Source organism: Jiangella alkaliphila (assembly GCF_900105925.1).
GTDB classification, from domain to species: domain Bacteria; phylum Actinomycetota; class Actinomycetes; order Jiangellales; family Jiangellaceae; genus Jiangella; species Jiangella alkaliphila.
The window spans coordinates 6225855-6246036 of sequence record NZ_LT629791.1 but is presented as its reverse complement, the minus strand read 5'-3'; the positions used below and the strand labels follow the sequence as shown (position 1 = coordinate 6246036).

Annotated in this window: 19 protein-coding genes; 12 read left to right on the top strand and 7 right to left on the bottom strand. The window is 72.9% G+C overall.

Annotated elements, in window-relative coordinates:
• Window positions 1-155 precede the first annotated feature (155 nt).
• Both BLV05_RS28820 and BLV05_RS28815 read left to right on the top strand, forming a co-directional pair.
• Window positions 156-356 carry a hypothetical protein gene (locus BLV05_RS28820; RefSeq protein ID WP_197683376.1) on the top strand — a complete coding sequence of 67 codons (201 nt, stop codon included), beginning with the start codon at window positions 156-158 and terminating at the stop codon, window positions 354-356.
• Window positions 357-476: 120 nt separating this feature from the next.
• Complete coding sequence (locus BLV05_RS28815) at window positions 477-968, top strand: DUF1269 domain-containing protein (RefSeq protein WP_046770728.1); 492 nt, start codon at window positions 477-479, stop codon at window positions 966-968.
• 76 nt (window positions 969-1044) lie between these two features.
• Here BLV05_RS28815 and BLV05_RS28810 read toward each other — a convergent pair whose 3' ends face one another.
• From BLV05_RS28810 to BLV05_RS28790, 5 genes are all read right to left on the bottom strand, one after another.
• A complete protein-coding gene (locus BLV05_RS28810) occupies window positions 1045-1485 on the bottom strand; it encodes a DUF6069 family protein (protein WP_197683375.1) in 441 nt (146 codons plus the stop codon).
• A 165-nt stretch (window positions 1486-1650) separates the two neighbouring features.
• Window positions 1651-2298: a hypothetical protein gene (locus tag BLV05_RS28805; RefSeq protein ID WP_052762797.1), complete on the bottom strand. Its 648-nt coding sequence runs from the start codon at window positions 2296-2298 to the stop codon at window positions 1651-1653.
• 256 nt (window positions 2299-2554) lie between these two features.
• Window positions 2555-4003 carry an aldehyde dehydrogenase family protein gene (locus BLV05_RS28800; protein ID WP_046770731.1) on the bottom strand — a complete coding sequence of 483 codons (1449 nt, stop codon included), beginning with the start codon at window positions 4001-4003 and terminating at the stop codon, window positions 2555-2557.
• Window positions 4004-4046: 43 nt separating this feature from the next.
• On the bottom strand, window positions 4047-5204 hold the full coding sequence (locus BLV05_RS28795) for an acyl-CoA dehydrogenase family protein (RefSeq protein WP_046770732.1): 1158 nt from the start codon (window positions 5202-5204) through the stop codon (window positions 4047-4049).
• Window positions 5201-6523 carry an aminotransferase class III-fold pyridoxal phosphate-dependent enzyme gene (locus BLV05_RS28790; protein ID WP_046770733.1) on the bottom strand — a complete coding sequence of 441 codons (1323 nt, stop codon included), beginning with the start codon at window positions 6521-6523 and terminating at the stop codon, window positions 5201-5203. Before BLV05_RS28790 ends, BLV05_RS28795 begins: the two co-directional genes overlap by 4 nt.
• Before the next feature lie 86 nt (window positions 6524-6609).
• Between BLV05_RS28790 and BLV05_RS28785 the strand changes: the two genes are divergently transcribed.
• Entirely contained in the window at window positions 6610-7827 is a 1218-nt protein-coding gene (locus BLV05_RS28785; RefSeq protein WP_052762777.1) for a PucR family transcriptional regulator, read from the top strand.
• 99 nt (window positions 7828-7926) lie between these two features.
• Here BLV05_RS28785 and BLV05_RS28780 read toward each other — a convergent pair whose 3' ends face one another.
• Window positions 7927-9084: a CaiB/BaiF CoA transferase family protein gene (locus BLV05_RS28780; protein ID WP_046770734.1), complete on the bottom strand. Its 1158-nt coding sequence runs from the start codon at window positions 9082-9084 to the stop codon at window positions 7927-7929.
• Window positions 9081-10097 (bottom strand): LacI family DNA-binding transcriptional regulator, encoded by a 1017-nt coding sequence (locus BLV05_RS36180; RefSeq protein ID WP_046770735.1) that lies wholly within the window; start codon window positions 10095-10097, stop codon window positions 9081-9083. Before BLV05_RS36180 ends, BLV05_RS28780 begins: the two co-directional genes overlap by 4 nt.
• Window positions 10098-10267: 170 nt before the next feature.
• Here BLV05_RS36180 and BLV05_RS28760 point away from each other — a divergent pair, with 170 nt between their 5' ends.
• From BLV05_RS28760 to BLV05_RS37260, 9 genes are read left to right on the top strand one after another with little or no spacing between them, the layout of a single operon-like run.
• Window positions 10268-12208 (top strand): primary-amine oxidase, encoded by a 1941-nt coding sequence (locus BLV05_RS28760; RefSeq protein ID WP_046770811.1) that lies wholly within the window; start codon window positions 10268-10270, stop codon window positions 12206-12208.
• A complete protein-coding gene (locus BLV05_RS28755) occupies window positions 12205-13812 on the top strand; it encodes an ABC transporter substrate-binding protein (RefSeq protein ID WP_046770736.1) in 1608 nt (535 codons plus the stop codon). The genes BLV05_RS28760 and BLV05_RS28755 overlap by 4 nt, the downstream gene beginning before the upstream one ends.
• Before the next feature lie 29 nt (window positions 13813-13841).
• Window positions 13842-14807: an ABC transporter permease gene (locus BLV05_RS28750; protein ID WP_046770737.1), complete on the top strand. Its 966-nt coding sequence runs from the start codon at window positions 13842-13844 to the stop codon at window positions 14805-14807.
• Entirely contained in the window at window positions 14804-15679 is an 876-nt protein-coding gene (locus tag BLV05_RS28745; RefSeq protein WP_082155526.1) for an ABC transporter permease, read from the top strand. Before BLV05_RS28750 ends, BLV05_RS28745 begins: the two co-directional genes overlap by 4 nt.
• Window positions 15676-16650: an ABC transporter ATP-binding protein gene (locus tag BLV05_RS28740; protein WP_046770738.1), complete on the top strand. Its 975-nt coding sequence runs from the start codon at window positions 15676-15678 to the stop codon at window positions 16648-16650. Before BLV05_RS28745 ends, BLV05_RS28740 begins: the two co-directional genes overlap by 4 nt.
• A complete protein-coding gene (locus tag BLV05_RS28735) occupies window positions 16647-17405 on the top strand; it encodes an ATP-binding cassette domain-containing protein (RefSeq protein WP_046770739.1) in 759 nt (252 codons plus the stop codon). The genes BLV05_RS28740 and BLV05_RS28735 overlap by 4 nt, the downstream gene beginning before the upstream one ends.
• The gene (locus BLV05_RS28730; RefSeq protein WP_052762779.1) at window positions 17402-18415 is read left to right on the top strand and encodes a P1 family peptidase; all 1014 of its coding nucleotides are present in this window, start codon (window positions 17402-17404) and stop codon (window positions 18413-18415) included. Before BLV05_RS28735 ends, BLV05_RS28730 begins: the two co-directional genes overlap by 4 nt.
• A gap of 10 nt (window positions 18416-18425) precedes the next feature.
• Window positions 18426-19064, top strand: a complete 639-nt coding sequence (locus tag BLV05_RS28725; RefSeq protein ID WP_046770740.1) for an FMN-binding negative transcriptional regulator — start codon at window positions 18426-18428, stop codon at window positions 19062-19064.
• Window positions 19061-20149, top strand: a complete 1089-nt coding sequence (locus BLV05_RS37260) for a C45 family autoproteolytic acyltransferase/hydolase (protein WP_083421421.1) — start codon at window positions 19061-19063, stop codon at window positions 20147-20149. The genes BLV05_RS28725 and BLV05_RS37260 overlap by 4 nt, the downstream gene beginning before the upstream one ends.
• The last annotated feature ends 33 nt before the right edge of the window (window positions 20150-20182 follow it).

Genomic DNA, 20182 nt, shown 5'->3' with positions numbered 1-20182 from the left:
CTATATGACATCGAACCGCGCCGTTGCAACAGGAACCACCAAATTCGCGAAATTGGTCGGCCAGCCGGAGCAGGTTCACCCGTTGCGGGTGAGGGGAACAGCCGTGGATGACGGCGACCCTGACGATACCGGCGGTGCACGGAAGGTGGGGGGTCATGCGATACGAGTTCCTGGTCGCGGGCACCGTCTCCGAGACCGTCGAGGCCGCGTTCCCCGAGCTGACGGCCACCAGGGCGCGGACCGGCGGCACGTCGTTGCACGGCCCCGTCGAGGACGACGCGCGGGTACGCGAACTGCTGGAGCGCTTCGAGGACCTCGGCATCACGGTCGTCGAGATGCGCCAGCTGCCGGACTGACCGAGGTTCCCGCCGGGAACTTGTCCGGTGCGGCTCTCACCCCGTTGGGGTGGGGTCGGGGCCGGCTCGGTCCACGCACGATGTGGACGAGATGACGATCCGACGACAAGGAGCCCGCCCATGGCCACGTTCACCGTCTGGACGTTCGACGATCCCACTGCGGCCGACCGTTCCGTCGACCTTCTCGAATCGCTCCAGAAACAGGAACTCATCCGAGTCCACGATGCCGCGACCGTCTCGTGGGAGCCGGGGAAGAAGAAGCCCAAGACCCGTCAGCTGAGGAGCATGACCGGCGCCGGCGCGCTGGGCGGTTCGTTCTGGGGGTTCCTGTTCGGCTTGCTCTTCTTCGTCCCGTTGCTCGGGGCGGCCATCGGCGCGGCCACCGGCGCCCTCGCCGGGTCCATGACCGATGTGGGCATCGACGACAGCTTCATCAAGCAGGTGCGCGAGCAGGTGACGCCTGGGACCTCGGCGCTGTTCGCGCTGACCGGAGACGCCGTGCAGGACAAGGTCCTCCAGGCGTTCGAGGAGTCGGGACTGCACCCCGAGCTGATCCACACGAACCTCTCGAACGAGCAGGAGGCGTCGCTGCGCGAGGCGTTCGGCGAGTGAGCCGATCCTCTGCGCTGGGGGTGCGCGACGGCCGATCCGCCGAGGGGCGGATCGGCCGGCCGTTCGTCGTGCGGACCTACGGGCGCTGCTGGGTGTCGCCGCGTCGTCGCGCGGCTCGCATGGCGCTACGCGCGACGGATGTCACCAACGTCCCGATCGCGATGCCGAGCACGACGTTGATGACACTGGTCGCGACCTTCGCCGAGAGCTGAGCGTCCGGCACGAACGGAGCGACGCCGGCGATGACGGTCGCCAGCCCGATCACCCAGCTGAAGAACCGCAACGGCTGAGGGGTGCTCACGATCAAGGCATGCACGAGGGCAGTCGCGAGCAACGCGACGCACGCCGCCGCCGCCGCGTACCACCAGGTGTTCGCGTCTCCCCACGCGCCGTCACCCTCCGGCGCCAGCACGGGCACGTCGAAGACGCCGCGTGCGATCACGATGCCGGCAACTGCGATCAGGGCGGCGACGAGCGCGGTCGCGCCACCACCGGACCAAAGCCGGGCCGCGTCCACTGGCCGCCGAGGCGGTGTTGTCGCGTCGGTCATGACTGGTGCCTCCTGATCGGATCGAATCGGCTACTCGCCACACGTTCCTGGCAGACCGATGCGGCCGAACCACCCGGCCGGGGTGATAAGGGCCTGTCGACGCCGCACGTGCGGGGGAACTGGGCGCGCGCCTCAGATGATCTTCGGGAAGGCGATCAGGAAGCCGATGCCAACCAGCAGCAAGGTCATCGCGCCACCGAGTACTACCCAGGTCAGGGTCCGCGAACGCAGTCGCTGCGACACCGCGGTGAAGAACAGCACGAGCGCGAAGAGCACGGTCAGCAGCGTGTAGTCGTCACCACGCTGATTGTTGTCCAACGCCTTCGCGAACAGTGTGTCGGCGCGAGCGTCAGCCTCGACTGCCTCCGCCTCGCCCGGTGGTTGGTACTCCGGAAGCGCGAACGGGCCCTTGGGCGCGTCCGGGTTCTCCAGCGGCGACATCGCCGTCCAGGCGTCGAAGGCGACGGCAAAATGATCGGTGAACCGGGTCTCGACGAACTCGCGCAAGACGTCGTCACCGTCGGCGACCGCCTGGACGTATACCCCGAAGATGTCGAGGTCGAAGTTGCGTGCCGCATCGGCCTCCGCCGCGAAGCGCGAGGCCTCGATCCGCGCGGCCGACGCCTGAGAGAAGGCGATGGACATCTCGCCGCCCCACTTGCTCGCCTCGAAACCGCTCCACGCGGTGAGCACCGCCGTGACGGAGAGCACCACGACGGCCACCAGTTCACGGACGTCCGCGCGGCCCCCGCCGCTCGCGTCGTCATCGGCCTCCGGCATCGGCATCCCCATGGTCAGGCCCGCAGGGTGGCAAGAATCCGGAACAGGTCCAATTGCGGATCGTTCTCCATCGGGCCTCCTCCGGCGTCGGTGGGCGCGCCGCGCCCGGCTGCTCGCGATGTCGCCAACAACCTTGCGCCACGTCCTTGCGGCCTGAATCACCCCGACGGGGTGAGTCGACGGCATACGCCGCGACCGGTGAGTCAGGCGATGCGGCATCGACGTGCCGCATCCCGGTCGATCGGATCCTCGGGGCTCAAGCTCCGCGCAGGTAGACGGTGGTCGTCTCCGTGACGAAGTCGCGGGCCGTGCCGCCCTGTTCGCGGGGTCCGAGGCCGCTGCCCTTCATGCCGCCGAACGGCACGTGCAGGTCCGCTCCGGCCGATTCGGAGTTCACGTGCAGGACGCCGACGTGCAGATCGTCGATCGCGGCCAGGGCCTGGTCCAGGTCGCGGGTGAACAGCGCGGCCGACAGTCCGTAGTCGCTGTCGTTGGCGAGTCGCATCGCGTGTGCGGTGTCGTCCGCGCGGCGTACACCGACGACAGGGCCGAACAGCTCGCGTGACCACAGTTCGTGGCGCTCGTCGGGCAGCTCGAACACGGCCGGCGGGACGAAGTGGCCCGCGGCGAGGTCGCCCTCGGTGTACGGCGCGGGGACGTACACGCCGGCCAGGCCGTCCGACCTCGCCCGGCCGATCGCCTCGGTCACCCGCTGCTTGGCCTGTGCGTGGACCAGTGGTCCCATGTCGACACCGTCGGCCAGGGCATCGCCGACCCGGACCGCGGCCGCGCGCTCGGCGAACCGGGCGAGGAACTCGTCGGCGATCGTCGTGTCGACGATCACCCGTGACGTGGCGGTGCACTTCTGTCCAGTCGCCCGGAACGCGCCGCGAGCGACCTGCTCGACGGCCAGCTCGAGGTCGGCGTCGGGCAGGACGACGGCGGCGTTCTTGCCGCCCATCTCGCCGGCGAACGGGACGCCGCGTGCCGCCAGCCGGGCCGCGACCGAACGACCGACGGCGGTCGACCCGGTGAAGGTGAGGGCGTCGATGCCGGCGTGGTCCACGAGGGCCGGCCCGACGTCGGGCTCGCCGATGACGAGGTTGAGCACCCCCGCAGGCAGTCCGGCCTCCTGCAGGGCCTGCGCGAACCGCATGGCCAGCACCGGCACCGAGATCGACGGCTTCCACACCAGCGTGTTCCCGTAGACCAGGGCGGGCGCGAGCTTCCACGCGGGGATCGCGATCGGGAAGTTGAACGGGGTGATGGCGCCGATCACGCCCACGGGGCGGCGCACGACGAGGATCCGTTCCCCCGGCCGCGGCGACGCGAACACCTCGCCCTGCTCCCGGGTGGCCTCGCCGGCGAAGTAGCGCAGGATGTCCGCCGCGTGGGCCACCTCGCCGACACCCTCGGGCCGGGTCTTCCCTTCCTCGCGGGACAGCTCGGCGCCCCATTCGGCGGCGTGCTCGTCGATGATCGCGGCCGCTCGGGTCAGCACGCCGGCGCGCTCGGGCATCGGCAGGCGCGCCCATGACGCGACGGCGCCGCGCGCCGCGGACACGGCCGCGTCCACGTCCTCGACGATGGCGGCGCGCCCGGTGGCTAGGAGGTCGTCGGGACGGCTGGGGTTCTCGTCGCGGATCTCGGCACCGGATCCGGTGCTGCGGCGGCCGTCGATGAGGTTCTCGATGGTGACGGTCATGGCGGTCCTTCCGACGTGGTCGCGATGGACGGGTGGACGCGGCTCAGCGGAACGCCGCGATGCCGGTGAGGTGGCGGCCGAGGACGAGGGTGTGGATCTCGTCGGTCCCCTCGTAGGTCCGCACCGACTCGAGGTTGTTCGCGTGCCGCAGCGGCGAGTGCTCCGCGGCGACGCCGTTGCCGCCGAGCACGGTTCGCGCCTCCCGCGCGATCTCGATCGCGGTACGCGTGTTGGCGAGCTTGCCGAGGGAGATCTGCTGCGGCTCCAGCCGGCCGGCCTCCTTCAGGCGGCCGAGGCGCAACGCGAGGAGCTGGCCCTGGGTCAGCCCGATCGCCATCCGCGCCAGCTTCTCCTGAGTGAGCTGGAAGGAGGCGATGGGACGGCCGAACTGCAGGCGCTCGCGCGAGTAGCGCAGCGCAGAGAGGTAGCTGTCCCGCGCGGCGCCGAGCACCCCCCAGGCGATGCCGTAGCGGGCATCGTTCAGGCAGGCGAACGGGCCTCGAAGGCCGGCCGCGCCGGGGAGCCGGGCCGCGGCCGGGACGCGGACGTCGGCGAGTTCGAGGTCGCACTGGATCGACGCGCGCAGCGACAGTTTCGGCGTGATCGGCGTCGCGGTGAACCCGGGCGCGTCCGTCGGCACGATGAAGCCGCGGACGCCGTCCTCGGTCTGCGCCCAGATGATCGCGAGGTGGGCGATCGAGGCCAGCCCGATCCAGCGTTTGGCGCCGTTGATGACCCAGTCGTCCCCGTCGCGGCGAGCGAACGTGGTCATGCCGGCGGGGTCGGATCCGGCGTTCGGTTCGGTGAGGCCGAAGCAGCCGATGATCGTCCCGGCCGCCATGCCCGGCAGGTACTGCCGCTTCTGCTCCTCCGAGCCGTGGGTGTGGATCGCCGACATCGCCAGCGATCCCTGCACCGAGACGAAGGTGCGCAGGCCGGAGTCGCCGGCTTCCAGCTCGACGGCGGCCAGGCCGTACTCGACGGCCGAGCGGCCGGGGCACCCGTAGCCGTCGTACACCATGCCGAGCAGCCCGAGCCGGGCCAGCTCCGGGATGATCTCGGTCGGGAAGTACGCCTTCTCGTACCACTCCGGGATCGACGGGCGGAGCTGGTCGACGAGCCCGCGCACCTCGTCGCGTACCCGGAGCTCGGCGTCGCTGAGCTGGTCGTCGAGATCGAGCAGGTCCGCCGGGCAGGTCATGCCGCGGCCTCGGTGGTCGCGGCGCGGATCGCGGCCACGAGGACGTCGACGCCGGCGGCGACGAGTTCGGGGGCGGCGACCAGCGGCGGCAGCAGCCGGATGACGTTGCCGTGCGTGCCGGTCGTGAGCGTGAGCACCCCGCCGCGATGACAGGCCTGGGACACGGCGGCGGCCAGGCCGGGCAGCGGCGTCAGGCTGCTGGGCTCGGCGAACTCGATCGCCAGCATGGCCCCGCGGCCGCGCACGTCGGCGACCGCGGGGATCTCGTCGGCCACCGGGCGCAGCCGGTCCAGGACGACGCGTTCGATCGCGGCGACGTTGCGCAGCGTCGCGGGGTCGTCGAGGATCTCGAACACCGCGAGGGCGGCCTCGCAGGCGAGTGGGTTGCCCGCGTAGGTGCCGCCCAGACCGCCGACGTGCACGGCGTTCATGATCTCGGCGCGTCCGGTCACGGCACTGATCGGCAGGCCGGCGCCGAGCGCCTTCGCGGTCAGCGTGAGGTCCCCGGCGATGCCTTCGTGCTCGCTGGCGAAGAGCCGGCCGGTCCGGCCGAGACCGGTCTGGATCTCGTCGACGACGAACACGATCCCGTGCCGGCGGGCGAGCTCGGCGAGGCCGCGGAGGAACCCGGCGGGCGGCACGTTGAAGCCGCCCTCTCCCTGGATGGGCTCGACGACCAGGGCCGCGAACGTCTCGGCGCCGTGCGCGTCGATGACGCGCTCCACCTCGGCGAGGGCCGCGGCCGCGTCGAGCCCGCTGCGCAGCGCGTTGGCGTTGGTGGCGCGCACGACCTCGCCGGGGAAGGGCCCGAACGCGGTCTTGTACGGGTGCTCCTTCGCCGTCATCGCCATGGTGAGCAGGGAACGGCCGTGGTACGCCTCGTCGAGGACGAGCACGCGCGGCCGGCCGGTGTGGCTGCGGGCGATCTTGACCGCGTTCTCGACCGCCTCGGCGCCGGTGGAGAACAGCGCGGTCCGCTTGTCGAAGTCGCCGGGGACGTGCGCGTTGAGCCACTGGCCGACCCGGACGAACGACTCGAACTCGGTCACCATGAAGCAGGTGTGGGTGAACCGCGCGACCTGGCGGGAGACGCGGGCGACGACGCGCGGGTGGCTCGCGCCGACGCTGGTCACCGCGATCCCGCTGGCGAGGTCGATGAACCGGTTGCCGTCGACGTCGACGATCTCGCCACCCGAGGCGGAGTCGACGAACACGGGCAGGACGGTGCCGAAGCCGTCCGCGATGGCCTCGGTGCGTTGCGCGTGCAACTCGCGGGAACGCGGGCCGGGCACCTCGGTGACGAGCAGTGGAGCGGTCATGGCGGCACGGTAGCGCCCGGCTCCCGCTCCCGGGAGGACGGAACATCCAGTGTGGACGCAGAACTGGATGGTCTGCACAATCAAGTATGGTCTCGCTCGCGCGACTCGTCGCCGATTCCGGTTCCGATCTGCTGCCGGTCGGCCGCCTGCCGGTGCCCTCGCCGGAGGTGTCCGGCGTCCACATCTCCGAGCTCGCCGACCCCGTGCCCTACCTCGACGGTGGTGAGCTGCTGCTCACCACCGGGTTGCCGTTCACCCTGCGCGGCGTCGCCTACGACGCCTACGTCGTCCGGCTGGCCGGGGCCGGCGTGAGCGGTCTGGTGCTCGGTCTCGGCGAGGGGATCGACGAGGTGCCCGACGGGTTGAGCGCCGCGTGCGAACACGCGCGCCTCGCTCTGCTGGTGGTCCCCGACGGCGTGCCGTTCCAGCGGCTGACGCGGACCTACTGGCGGCAGGCGACGGGGGAGGACCGGGCCAGCCTGACCCGGTCGATGAGCGCGCAGGCGCGGCTGATCCGCGCGCTCGTGGAGCCGGACGCGGGGGAGCGGACGGTGCGCATCCTCGCCCAGGCGCTCGGCGGCTGGGCGGCCTACGTGCCGTACGACGACTCGGGCCGGGCGGTCGTGTGGCCGTCCTCGCGAGCGCCGCTGCTGCCGGAGGTGCGTCGCGAGGTCCGGCGGCTGTTCGCCGGGTCGCGGCTGGGCGCGGCCACGTTCCCGGTGCACCAGCACGACGTGGTGGCGTATCCGGTCGGCCTCGCCGACACGCAGCCGGGGGCGCTCGCGGTCGGCGCGGGGCGCACCCTGGCCGCGGCGGATCGGCTGCTGGTGACGACCGCGCAGGCGGTGCTGACGAGCGTTCATGCCGGCGTCTCGCGACCGGATCCCGGGTCCGGGCCCGACGACCAGGCGTTCGACGACGTCCGGATCGACCTCGTCGCGCGACGGCTGCGCGGCCGGGACGACGGGCGGCCGCGTCCAGCGGTGACGACGGCGTCCGTTCGGGTGCCTGACGTGGCCGGCGTCGCCCTGCACCTCGCGCGCGAGGTGATCCGCGGCGCGCGGCCGGGCGAGAGCGAGGTGACCGGCTGGGTCGCGGCCTTGGAGCAGGCGCGGCCGCCGCTGGCGGAGACGGTGCGCGAGTACCTGCGGGCGCGGGGCAGCTGGGAGGAGGCGTCGCGGGCCCTGGGGGTGCATCGGAACACCGTGCGTGCCCGGATCGCCGCGGCCGAGCAGCTCATCGGGGTGGGGCTGCGCGACCCCGACATCGCGGCGCAGCTGTGGCTGGCCCTGCGCGACCGTTGACGCCACCCGTCCACCGCCGGGCCGCCACCCGAGTTGATCTTGGAGTTGTGCGGGTATCAATCGGACAAAAGCCGCCGCAATGGCCGAACAACTCCAAGATCAACTCGGTGGGGTGTCGAGCCAGGCGCGCAGTGCGCTGCCGTGCTCGTCGAGCCGGGGTGGTGCCTGCCGGCGCGGAGCGAAGGCGGGCGCCCAGGTCACCGGAGGCCGGATCTGGCGCCCGTGCGACTCGCCGGCCGCGTCGTACACCTCGATGGTCGGGTCGAGGCCGGCCGCCTCGGCGACGGCGATGCCCCCGGCGATGTCGTTCACCTGCCCGGCCGGCACGCCGACGCGGGTCAGTTCGGTCTGCCAGTGCGCCGCCGGTCGCGTCCGCAGCGCCGCCTCCAGCGCCGAGCGCAGGGCCGGGCGATGGGCGACCCGATCGGGGTTGGTCGCGAACCGTGCGTCGGCGGCGAGCTCGGGCCGGCCCAGCGCCGCGACCAGCCGCGCGAACTGCCCGTCGTTGCCGCACGCGATCGCCAGCGGGCCGTCGGAGCAGGCGAGCAGCTCGTACGGCGCGATCGACGGGTGCACGTTCCCGAGCCGGGACGGCGAGGCCCCAGCGCCCAGGTGTGCGGCCGCCTGGTTGGCCAGCGCCCCCTGCAGGCTCGACAGCAGCGAGACCTCCAGCCGGGCGCCGGAACCGGTGACCTCGCGCCGGCGGAGCGCGGCCAGGATGCCGATCACCGTGTCCTTGCCGGTGAGCACGTCGACCAGGGCGACGCCGGCCTTCGTCGGGACGCCGCCCGGTTCCCCGGTGACGTGCATGAGCCCGCCCACGGCCTGCACGATGAAGTCGTACCCGGGGAGATCGGCGCCGGCGCCGGACCCGAAGCCGCTCACCGACGCGTAGACGACGCGGGGATTCGGCGCGGACACGTCCGCGTAGCCCAGGCCGAGGCGGTCCATGGTGCCCGGCAGGAAGTTCTCCACGACCACGTCGGCGCGTCCGGCCAGGCGCCGGGCACGGGCCAGGTCGGCCGGATCCTTGAGGTCGAGGGCGAGCGACTCCTTGTTGCGGTTCACGCTCTCGAAGTACGTCGCGGCGTGGGCGCTGAACGGTGGTCCCCAGGCGCGGGTGTCGTCGCCGGTGCCCGGTCGTTCCACCTTGATCACCCGCGCTCCGAGGTCGGCGAGCGTCATCGTCGCCAGCGGGCCCGCGAGCACGCGGGAGAAGTCGGCGACGAGCACGCCGTCGAGGGGTGCGGTCGTCACGGCGCCATGGGGTGCAGCCGCTGCGAGGTGGACGCACGCGGGATGATCTCGACGTCGTGCTCGCGCTCGGTGCCCGGCGTCGCGGAGCCGTCCAGCAGGTCGATGAGCAGCTCGGCGGCGGTGACGCCGGCGGCGTGGGGCCGCAGGTCGATCGCGGTGACGGGCGGATCGACGAACTGCAGCGCGGCGTAGTCGACGCAGGACGCGACGGCGAGGTCCGAGCCGGCGCGGCGACCGGAGCGCCGCAGGACCGACAGCACCTCCACGGCGCCGCCGTCCGGCCCGACGATGATCGCGTCGACGTCGGGCACGTCGGCGAGCAGGCGCTCGGTCGCGGCCCGCACGTGGTGCGACGGCGCCTCGAACGACGTGTGCCGCACGACCGGCTCGAGCCCGCGCTCGGCGCAGCCGCCGCGGAAGCCGCGGCCCAGCGACGCCGACCAGTCGGTGTCGTCCTCGGCGACGATGAGGGCCGGGCGCCGGAAGCCAGTGCCGTCCAGGTCGTCGAGGAGACGGCGCAGCGCGGCCTCGTGGTCGGAGAACACGACCCCGTCGGGCGGCGGGCCGGCCAGGACGTGCTCACCGGTGACGACCGGGCTCGCGGCGGCGATGAGCGCGTCGACGACGGGGTCGCCGCGCCGGGGGTCGGCGATGACGACGCCGTCCGCGCGCAGCTCGCGCGGGCGCTGGTGCCCGTGCGGCCGGGTGACCACCGTGACGTCGAGGTCGGAGTGGGCGGCCCGGCTGATCACGCCGAAGGCGAAGGCCGTGTAGTACGCCGAGCGGGCCGAGACCTCCGGCAGCACGACCGCGATCGTGCCGGTCGCGGACAGGCGCAGCTGGCGGGCTGCCGCGTTGGGCCGATAGCCCAGCTCCTCGGCGGCGGCCAGCACCGCTTGGCGGGTCTGTGCGGACACACGGCCGGTGCCGGTCAGCGCGTCGGATGCCGTGGTCTTCCCGACCCCGGCCCGGCGCGCGACGTCGACGAGTCTCACCCGGCCGGATTCGCGCACGTCGGCGATTCTTACACACCGCGCCACGACATCCCGGCGCTGGACAGGGTATTGCCGGAACGATCCGACTCCCCTAGGGTGGCCCGCACGCCGGAACGTTCCGGCGCAGGATTCGGAGCGGGAGATCTGCTGTGGCCTGTACCTGTTCGACGTCGACCGCGGCCGGCACCGTGGGTGACGAGCGGCATCCCCTCTCGTCACTCAGCCGGCGAGAGATCGAGCGCGCGGGGCGGATCCTGCGCGCGGCCGGCGTCCTCGGCGATACGCAGCGGCTCGCCCTGCTCACCCTCGACGAGCCGGACAAGCGCGCGCTGGCCGCGGGGGATCCGCCCCGGCGGGCGATCGCGCACGTCCTCGACGGAGCCGCCGCGGTGGAGGTCGTCGTCGACCTCGGCGACGAGATCGTGGTCGCCACCACGCCGATCGATCCGCTGGTCACCGGCCAGGTGCCGCTGCTGAGCGAGGAGCACGACCTCATCCGCGAGCTGATCCGCGACGACGAGCGCTGGGCCAAGGCGCTGTCGGTGCGCGGCATCGACGACCCCGGGACGGTCGTGCTGGCCGGGCTCAGCGCCGGGCGGTACGAGATCCCCGGCGAGGACGGTCGCCGGCTGGCCCGCGTGCTCGGCCACCATCAGCCGCACCCGGGCGCGATGCCCTGGGCGCACCCGGTGGACGGCCTCGTCGCCTACGTCGACCTGGCCGCGCGCGAGGTGGTCGAGGTCATCGACGCCTACCGGGTGCCGGTGCCGGCCGAGCCGGGTGACTACCACGTGCCCGGCACGTTCGGGCCGGACCGGACGACGCAGCGGCCGATCGAGATCAGCCAGCCCGAGGGCCCGAGCTTCGCCTTCGACGGCGACGCCCTGAGCTGGGAGAAGTGGTCGCTGCGGCTCGGCTTCGACATGCGCGAGGGGCTGATCCTGCACCAGATCGGGTTCGACGACGGCGGCCGGATCCGGCCGATCGTCCACCGCGCCTCGATCGCCGAGATGCTCGTGCCCTACGGCGACCCCGGCCCGGTCCGGTTCTGGCAGAACTACTTCGACACCGGCGAGTACCTCCTCGGGCGGCTGGCGAACTCGCTGGAGCTGGGGTGCGACTGCCTCGGCGAGATCGCCTACCTGGACGTCGCGATCCCCGACAGCGCCGGCGGCGTGCGGACGATCAAGAACGCCGTCTGCGTCCACGAGGAGGACGCCGGCGTGCTCTGGAAGCACACCGAGCAGTTCACCGGGACCACCGACGTGCGGCGGCAGCGGCGGCTCGTGCTGTCGTTCTTCACGACCGTCGGCAACTACGACTACGGCTTCTACTGGTACCTCTATCTCGACGGCCGGATCGAGTTCGAGGCGAAGGCGACCGGCATCGTGTTCACCGCCGCGTTCGACGAGCGCACCGCGAGGTACGCCTCGGAACTCGCGCCGGGCCTGGCGGCCCCGTACCACCAGCACCTGTTCTGCGCCCGCCTCGACATGGCCGTCGACGGCCCGGACAACGCGGTCGACGAGGTCGACGTCGTGCGCATCGCGGCCGGGGCGGACAACCCGTACGGCAACGCGATCGGCCGGCGGGTCACTCGGCTGCGCACCGAGCGCGAGGGGCGCCGCCGCGCCGACGCCTCGGCGGACCGGACCTGGCGGGTGTCCAACCCCGGTGTCCTCAACCGGATGGGCGCTCCCGTCTCCTACGTCCTGCACCCCGAGGGCAAGCCGGTGCTGCTCGCCGCCGACGAGTCGGTGATCGCCCGGCGCGCCGCGTTCGCCGGCGACCATCTGTGGGTCACCGCCTTCGACCCCGCGGAGCGCTACCCGGCGGGCACTCTCGTGAACCAGAGCGCTCCCGGGCAGGGACTGCCCGTCTACATCGCCGGCGACGCGTCGATCGACGGAGGCGACATCGTCGTGTGGCACACGTTCGGCCTCACCCATTTCCCACGGCTCGAGGACTGGCCGATCATGCCGGTGGACACGACCGGGTTCACGCTCGTGCCCTCCGGCTTCTTCGACCGCAACCCCACCCTCGACGTGCCGCCGAGCTCACCGGTGAGCGGCTGCGACTGCGATCACGTCCACCACCATGCTGGTCACGGACCCGAGGAGCCCCGATGAGAAAGCGCGCTCTGGCCGGAACGGCCGCGCTCGCCCTGCTTGCCACCGCCTCCTGTACGACCGCCGCCTCCGACGGTGGAGCGGCGTCGTCCGAGGAGGCAGCACCCGGATTCCTCGCCGTGGCCGACCCTGAGTCCGGCGCCGGCGGCGAGCTGGTCGTCCAGGTCGACTACGACACCGCCGAGGCGAGCGGCCTCGATCCCCAGGGCGCCGCGGCCGCGCGTGCCTGGATGATCGAGGGCCTGGTCTACGAGACGTTGACGACCATCGACGAGAACCTCGCCGTGCGGCCGGGCCTGGCGACGTCCTGGGAGCAGCCGAGCGAGACGGAGTACGTCTTCACCCTCGACCCCGAGGCGACGTTCTCCAACGGCCGCGCCATGACCCCCGATGACGTCGTCGGCAGCCTGCGGCGGCTGATCGACAACCCGGCGGTGTGGACGGGCCAGCTCGGGCCGGTCACCGCCGTCGAGGCCACCGGCGCGGACCAGGTCACCGTGACGCTGGCCGAACCCTACGAGCCGTTCCTCGCCGCGCTGGCGAACACGCCCGCGGCGGTGTTGCCGATGGCCGAGATCGAGGCGGGCGAGATCGACCCGGCCGCCGAGATGCTCGGCACCGGGCCGCTGGTCGCCGCCGACCACCGTCAGGACGAGTACTGGGTGTTCGTGCCGAACGAGCACCATCCGGCCGCCGCCGACCTCGGGTTCTCCAGTCTGCGCCTGGAGATCGTCGCCGACGAGGCGACCCGGGTGGCGGGGCTGCGTGACGGCAGCGCCGACGTCGCGCTGCTCAACGCGGTCGACTCGGCGGACCTGCTCACCGACGATGCCGACGTCGAGGTCGTCCATCAGCAGAACACCGACTTCCACTACCTGATCGTCAACTCGCTGTCCGGCGACCCGGCGCTGCAGGACGAGGACGTGCGCTTCGCCATCAACGCCGCGATCGACCGCGACGGCATCAACGACCTCGTCATGGCCGGCGTCTCCGCCGCCACCGGCGTCACCCCGGTGCCGCTTCCCGACGCCTGCGCGGTCGACGATCTGCCGTCCAGCAGCGCCTCCATCGAGGACGCCAGGGCCGTGATCGACGAACACGGCGGGCTCGAGCTGGACCTGCTCATCTACGACTCCGAGGCCGTGCTCGCCGACATCGCCCAGGTGATCCAGCAGAACCTGGCCGAGATCGGCGTCACCGTGGAGATCGCGACCTACGACTACGCCACGTACTCCAGCCGCGTCTACGCCGCCCCGGCCGACTTCGACCTCGCGCTCAGCTGGTTCTCCGGATACGCCGATCCGGCGATGGTCACCGGCTGGTGGAATCCGCGGCTGGCCGGCTTCTCGGCCGGGTACAACCACGGCTCCGAGGAGCTCGACGCGCTGATCGCGGCCGGCGCGTCGACCCCCGCGGGCAGCCAGCGGGCCGGCGTCTTCGCCGATCTGTGCGTGCAGGCCGACACCGAGTCCGAGACGATTCCGCTGGTCCTGCGTCCGACGATCATCGGCTACCGCGGCGACACCGTCAGCCCGACGTTGTACAGCAACGAGGGCTACGGCGACTTCCTGCGGATGCTCACCGAGTTCCACGCCGCCGAGTAGCGCCGCGCCGACGCCAGGGAGCCGGGACCATGCAGACCGCGCTGTGGACGCTGCGACGCGTCGGTGTTTCGGTGCTGACGCTGCTCGGGGTGTCGATCCTCATCTTCGCCTCGGTGCGGCTGATGCCCGGTGACTACGCCGACCTCGCCCTGGGGCCGCTGGCCAGCGACGCCCAGCGCCAGGAGGCGCTCGCCGAGGCCGGCCTCGAACAACCGGTCGTGGCGCAGTTCGGCCAGTGGCTCCTGGGCGTCGTGACCGGCGATCTCGGGCACTCGTACGTGTCGGACGTCTCGGTGGGTGAGGAGCTGGCCCGGCGGCTGCCGGTGACGGCGACCATCGCCGTCGCGGCCATCGTCCTGACCGTGCTCCTGGGCCTGCCGCTCGGGCTGGCGACCGCGCTGCGGTCCACCCGGCGCGGCGGGGGCGCCGGCGGGCGGCTGCTCAGCGCGTTCGGCATCAGCGTGCCCGAGTTCGTCCTGGGCGGGCTCGTGGTGTTCCTCGTGTCGAGCACGGCGATCGGCCTGTCCGTCGGCGGCTACCGGCCGCCCGGCGAGGACCTCGCGGCGTTCGCGCGGTCCCTGCTGTTGCCGACGCTGGTCCTCGCGGTGGCGTGCAGCGCGGTGACGGCCCGCAACACCCGCGACGCCGTCCTGAACGTCCTGGTGGAGCCGCACATCGCGGCGTCCGTCGCGCGTGGTGAGTCCCCGGGCTTCATCGTGCGCCACCACATCGTGCGCAACGCCATGCCGCCGGTGCTCACCCTGCTCGCGACCATCGTGGCCACGCTGCTGGGCGGCACCGTCATCGTGGAGACGATCTTCAACGTGCCGGGCATCGGCGCCTATCTCGTCACCGCGCTCGGCCGCCGGGACTACCTCGTCGTCCAGGCCGTGGTCCTGCTCGCCGCGATCGTGTTCATCGTCGCCAACCTCGTCGTGGACCTGGTCGCGACGGCGCTCGATCCGCGGCTGCGGGCCGCGAGGATCGCCGCATGAGCGCCGCCACGACGACCGCCCCGGCCGGGCCGGCGTCGCGCACCGGACGCCGGAGGCGTCGCGACCTCGTGCTCTGGATCTCGTGCGTCGTCCTCGCCGCCCTCGTGCTCGCGGCCGTCGCCGCGTGGCTGACCGGTTTCGCCGGGTCGGCCACGCAGACCGCCGGCGGCCGGCTCGAGGTTCCGTCGGCCGCGTTCCCCCTGGGCACCGACAACCTCGGCCGGTCCGTTCTGCCGCGGCTGCTGGAGGGCATCGCCACCACGCTGGCGCTGTCGCTCGTCGCGGTCGCCTGCTCCGCGGTCGTGAGCACCGTCGCCGGCATGCTGGCCGGATCGTTCGCCGGAGCGGTGAGCGAGACGGTCATGCGCATCGTCGACGTGCTGTACGCGTTCCCCGCGCTGGTGCTCGCGATCCTGGTGTCCGCGCTCGTCGGGCCCGGACACCTCGCGGCGATCGCCAGCATCACCCTGATCACGATTCCGCTGATGACGCGGATGGTGCGCATGGCCACGATGCGGGTCGTGTCCCGCGACTACGTCGTCTCCGCCCGGATCAGCGGGGTCCGCACCGGTCGCATCTTCGTGCGGCACCTGCTGCCCAACATCGCCGGCACGATCGCCGTCCAGGCCAGCTACGCGCTGTCCGTCGCGATCCTCGTGGAGGGCGGCCTGAGCTTCCTCGGCTACGGCGTGCAGGTGCCGGACGCGTCACTCGGCCTCCTCGTGCAGGAGGGGATGCTCTACCTGACGCGGGCGCCGTGGCTGCTGCTCGCGCCCGGGGCGACGCTCGTCGTCTCGATCCTGTGCGTCAACCTGATCGGCGACAGCCTGCGCGATCGGTTCGAGCCACGAGAGACCAGGAGCCTGACGTGAGCGCCCTCGAGATCGACGACGTGGCCGTCGAGTTCGCCACGGAGTCCGGCCCGGTGCGCGCGCTGGACGGCGCCAGCCTGACGGTGCGGCCGGGCAGCTCGGTGGCGATCGTTGGCGAGTCCGGCTCCGGGAAGTCGACGCTGGCCTCGCTGATCGGCCGCCTGCAGCCAGGCAACGCGCGCATCGTGCGCGGCAGCGTGCACGTCGACGGCCGCGACGTCGCGCAGTTGGACACGCGCGCCCTGCGAGAGCTGCGACGCACCATGCTGGGCAGTGTGCCGCAGGACCCGATCGAGTCGCTGGACCCGACCCTGCGCATCGGGCGGCAGCTGCAGCTGGTGCTGCGCCTGGCCGGGAAGGACTCGGGCGTGCCGGCGCGTCGCGCGCTGCTCGAGGGCGTCCGCATCGACGACCCGGACCGGGTGCTCCGGCTCCATCCGCACGAGGTGTCCGGCGGCATGGCCCAGCGCATCGCCATCGCCATCGCGATGTGCCGGTCGCCGCGGATCCTCGTCGCGGACGAACCCACCGCCGCGCTGGACGCGCAGGTCCGCGAGGACGTCATCCGGCTCATGTTCGAGCAGGCGCGGGCCACCGGGACCACCATCGTGTGGTTGAGCCACGACCTGCCGACCGTGGCCCGCTGGTGCGACGAGGTCGCCGTGATGTACGCCGGGCGGATCGTCGAGCACGGCCCGGCCGCCGAGGTGCTCGGCTCGCCGGTCCACCCGTACACCCGCGCGCTGGCCGCGGCCGACCCGACCCGCGTCCGCCAGGGGGAACGGCTGGCGTCGATCGGCGGCGGCCCGCCCGTCCTGCACGCCGAGGCCGACGGGTGCGCGTTCGCGCCGCGGTGCGCGTTCGCCGACGACGCCTGCTCGGCCGGCCGGCCAGGCCCGTCCACGCTCCGCGGGCGGGTGCATCTGTGCCGGCGGGCGGAGGCCCTCGAGCGGTTGGAGGTGAGCTCGTGACGCCGATCGTCGAGCTGGACGACGTCACCGTCGTCTTCCGGTCCGGCCGGGGCGCCCGCAGGCGTGAGGTCGCCGCGATGCGCAACGTGTCGCTGCAGGTCGCGCCGGGGGAGACGCTCGGCCTGGTGGGTGAGTCGGGGTCCGGGAAGTCGACGACCAGCGCCGTCGTGCTCGGGTTGCAGCCGGTCACCGAAGGGCGCGTCCGCTTCGACGGCGCACCGCTCGACCGCAGGTTGCGCTCGCGCGCCGGGCGCGTGCAGGCCGTCCAGCAGCACCCGCAGTGGGCGCTCGACCCGCGCATGCGGGTGATCGACTCGGTGCTCGAACCGCTCCAGGTGATCGCGCGCGGGCGGCCGGAGAACCAGCGGCGCGCCCTGGCGATGCTGTCCGACGTCGGGCTGCCCGAGTCGTTCGCCACCCGCCGGCCGCACGAGCTGTCCGGCGGGCAGCGCCAGCGCGTCGCCATCGCCCGGGCGCTGGTGACGAACCCGTCGTTCATCGTGTTCGACGAGGCGGTCAGCGCGCTGGACGTGTCGGTCCAGGCGCAGATCCTCAACCTCATCCTCGACCTGCAGGCCGAGCACGGCTTCGCGTCGTTGTTCATCTCGCACGACCTCGCCGCGGTCCGCTACGTCTCGCACCGTGTCGCCGTGATGCGCCACGGCAGCATCGTCGAGGTCGCCGAGACGTCGGTGTTCTACCAGAGCCCGTCCCATCCCTATTCCCAGATGCTGTTCCAGGAGCTGCACTCGTGACCGATCCTCGCCTCGCCCCGCACGTCCCCTCGTCGCCGGGGATCACCAACGCCGACGTCGACCTGAAGCCGGTCCACGGCGCGGGGAGGGAGCGGCTCGCGTTCGACTTCCCGGGCGTCTCGGTCGGGTCCGCCGAGTACGCGGAGGGGCCGACGGGTGCGACCGTCATCGCGGTCGAGGCGGGCGCGCGGACGGCGGTCGACGCGCGGGGCGGCGCGGTCGGGCAGATCGGGTCGTACGCGTTCAACCATGCGATCTGCCTCGCGGGCGGCTCGGTGTACGGCCTGGCCGCGGCGACCGGCGTCTCGCACGCGTTGCTGGAGCGGACGGGCGGGCGGGCGTCGTTCGCCGACCTGAAGACCGTGTCCGGCGCGATCGTCTACGACCTCGCGGTGCGGGACAACGCGATCTACCCCGACGCCGCCCTCGGCCGGGCGGCGCTGGAGGCGGCCGGCGCGAGCGTCGAGATCGGCCGGGCCGGCGCGGGCGTCTCGGCCACCTGCGGGAAGATCGAGTACGACCGGTCCGAGTTCGCCGGGCAGGGCGCGGCGTTCCGGCAGGTCGGCGACGTCAAGATCCTCGCCGTCACGGTGGTCAACCCCGTGGGCGTCATCGTGGACCGCGACGGCACCATCGTCCGCGGCAACTACGACGCGGCGCTCGGCCGGCGCGAGCACCCGAACGTGCACTACGAGGCCGCACTGGCCGAGCACGTCGCCCCGGCCACCGCGGCGGGGAACACCACGGTGACCGCCGTCGTGACGAACGTCGCGCTGACCGACGCCGAGCTGAACCAGTTCGCCACGCAGGTGCACAGCTCGATGCATCGCGCGATCCAGCCGTTCCACACCGCCGTCGACGGCGACACGCTGTTCGCGCTGACCACCGACGAGGTGAGCCTGCCCGTCTCGCCCGAGACACGGCACGGACGGCTCTCGCTCAACGCCACGGCCGTGGGGTCTCTGGCGGGCGAGGTGCTCTGGGACGCCGTCCTGTCCGCGGCCCGGTGAGGAGGGCCTGATGCACGAGTTCCCGAAGTACCGGGCGCCGTCGGGCGGCGACGTCGTCGAGCTGGTCCGGCGGCATCCGTTCGCCCTCGTTGTGTCGGCGCGCGCCGGCGACGCACCCGTCGCGACGCACACGCCGGTGGTCATCCCGGCGTCCGCGACGCCGTCGGACACGCTGGTCGGGAAGACCCTGCTGGGGCACGTCGCGAGGGCGAACCCGCAGTGGCGGCTCCTCGCCGGCGGCGACCCGGTGCTGCTCGTCTTCAGCGGGCCGCACGGCTACGTGTCGCCCACCACGTACGAGTACACCCCGGCGGTCCCGACCTGGGACTACGCCGCCGTGCACCTCACGGCGCGGGTCGAGGTGCTCCAGGACCGCGCGGACTGCCTGCACGTCGTCACCGAGACCGTCCGCGCGGCCGAGGACCTCATGCCGAGCCGCTGGGACATGACCCCGTCGCTGGACGTGTTCGAGAAGATCGTCGGCGGCGTGGTCGGGTTCCGGTTCGAGGTCACCGACGAGCGGGCGGTGTTCAAGGTGAGCCAGGACCAGCCCGACGACGTCCGGCAGCGGGTGGCCCGCGACGCGCGCGAGCGCGGCGACGCCCACGGGGACCTGGCGGCGCTGGTCGACAGCGGCGGCGCCTTGTGACCATCCAGGTGTGGTCCACGGACGAGACCGACGCCGGTGCGCGCGGGGCCGCCTTCGGCGCGGCGTTCGCGGCGGGGATCCGCGCGGCTCTGGGCGAGTACGACACGGTTCTCCGGGCGGCCGCGATCGACCTCGCCTCGAGCCGGGACGTCGTGGAGGACTGCCTCGCCCGGACCACGGAGCATGCGCCGGACGTCGCCGCCGAGGTGACCGGGATCGCCCGCGGCGCCGGGCTGGAGCCGTGGCGGGTCATGCTGCTCAGTGCGCGCACCGAGGTGTTCGCCCTGATGAAGCTCACCGGGTCGGAGTGCTCGACCGGCGTCTTCCTCCCCGCCGACGGGTCGGCGCCGCGCTCGATCCAGACCTGGGACTGGCTCGACGTCATGTCCGCGGCCACCGTGGTGCGGCGCTACCCGTCTGCCGAGGGGCGACAGGTGGTGACCTTCGCCGAGGTGGGACAGGTCGCGAAGATCGGCGTGAACTCGGCCGGCCTCGGGCTGCACTTCAACATCCTCCACCACGTGAGCGACGGCTCGCGTTCCGGCGTTCCCGTCCACGTCGTGGCCCGGCGGATCCTCGACGAGGCGACGACCCTGGACGAGGCCGTCGCCGTCGCGGGCATGGCGCCCGTCGCCGCCTCGTCGGTGCTCACGGTCGTCGCCGCGCAGGCCGGGTCGCCGCGGGCGGCGAGCATCGAGCTCACCCCCGCGGGCGTCGCCGTCGTCGAGGCGACGCCTGGCCGGGTGCTCGCGCACACCAACCATTTCCTCGATCCCGGACTCGCCGCGGGCCAGGTGATCCCGCCGGCCAGCACCACCGCCGAGCGGCTGGCCTGCCTGACCGAGCACGCGCCGCTCGTGGCGCTGCCCGATCCGCTGGAACGCGCCCTGGCGCTGGGCGCGCTCCCCGACGCGCCGATCACCATGCGGCCGCGGGCGGACGCACCACCGGACCAGCGGTGGTCCTCGAAGGCGACGCTCGCCCTCGACGTCGTGGACCCCGCGATCGAGTTCCACCCGGGTGGCCCGGCCGACGTCACTCGCGCCGGCTGGCGCCGGGTACCCGTCGCCAGCCGCACAGTGTAGGCGCGCCGAGAGCGCCGCCCGCACGCTGCGTCC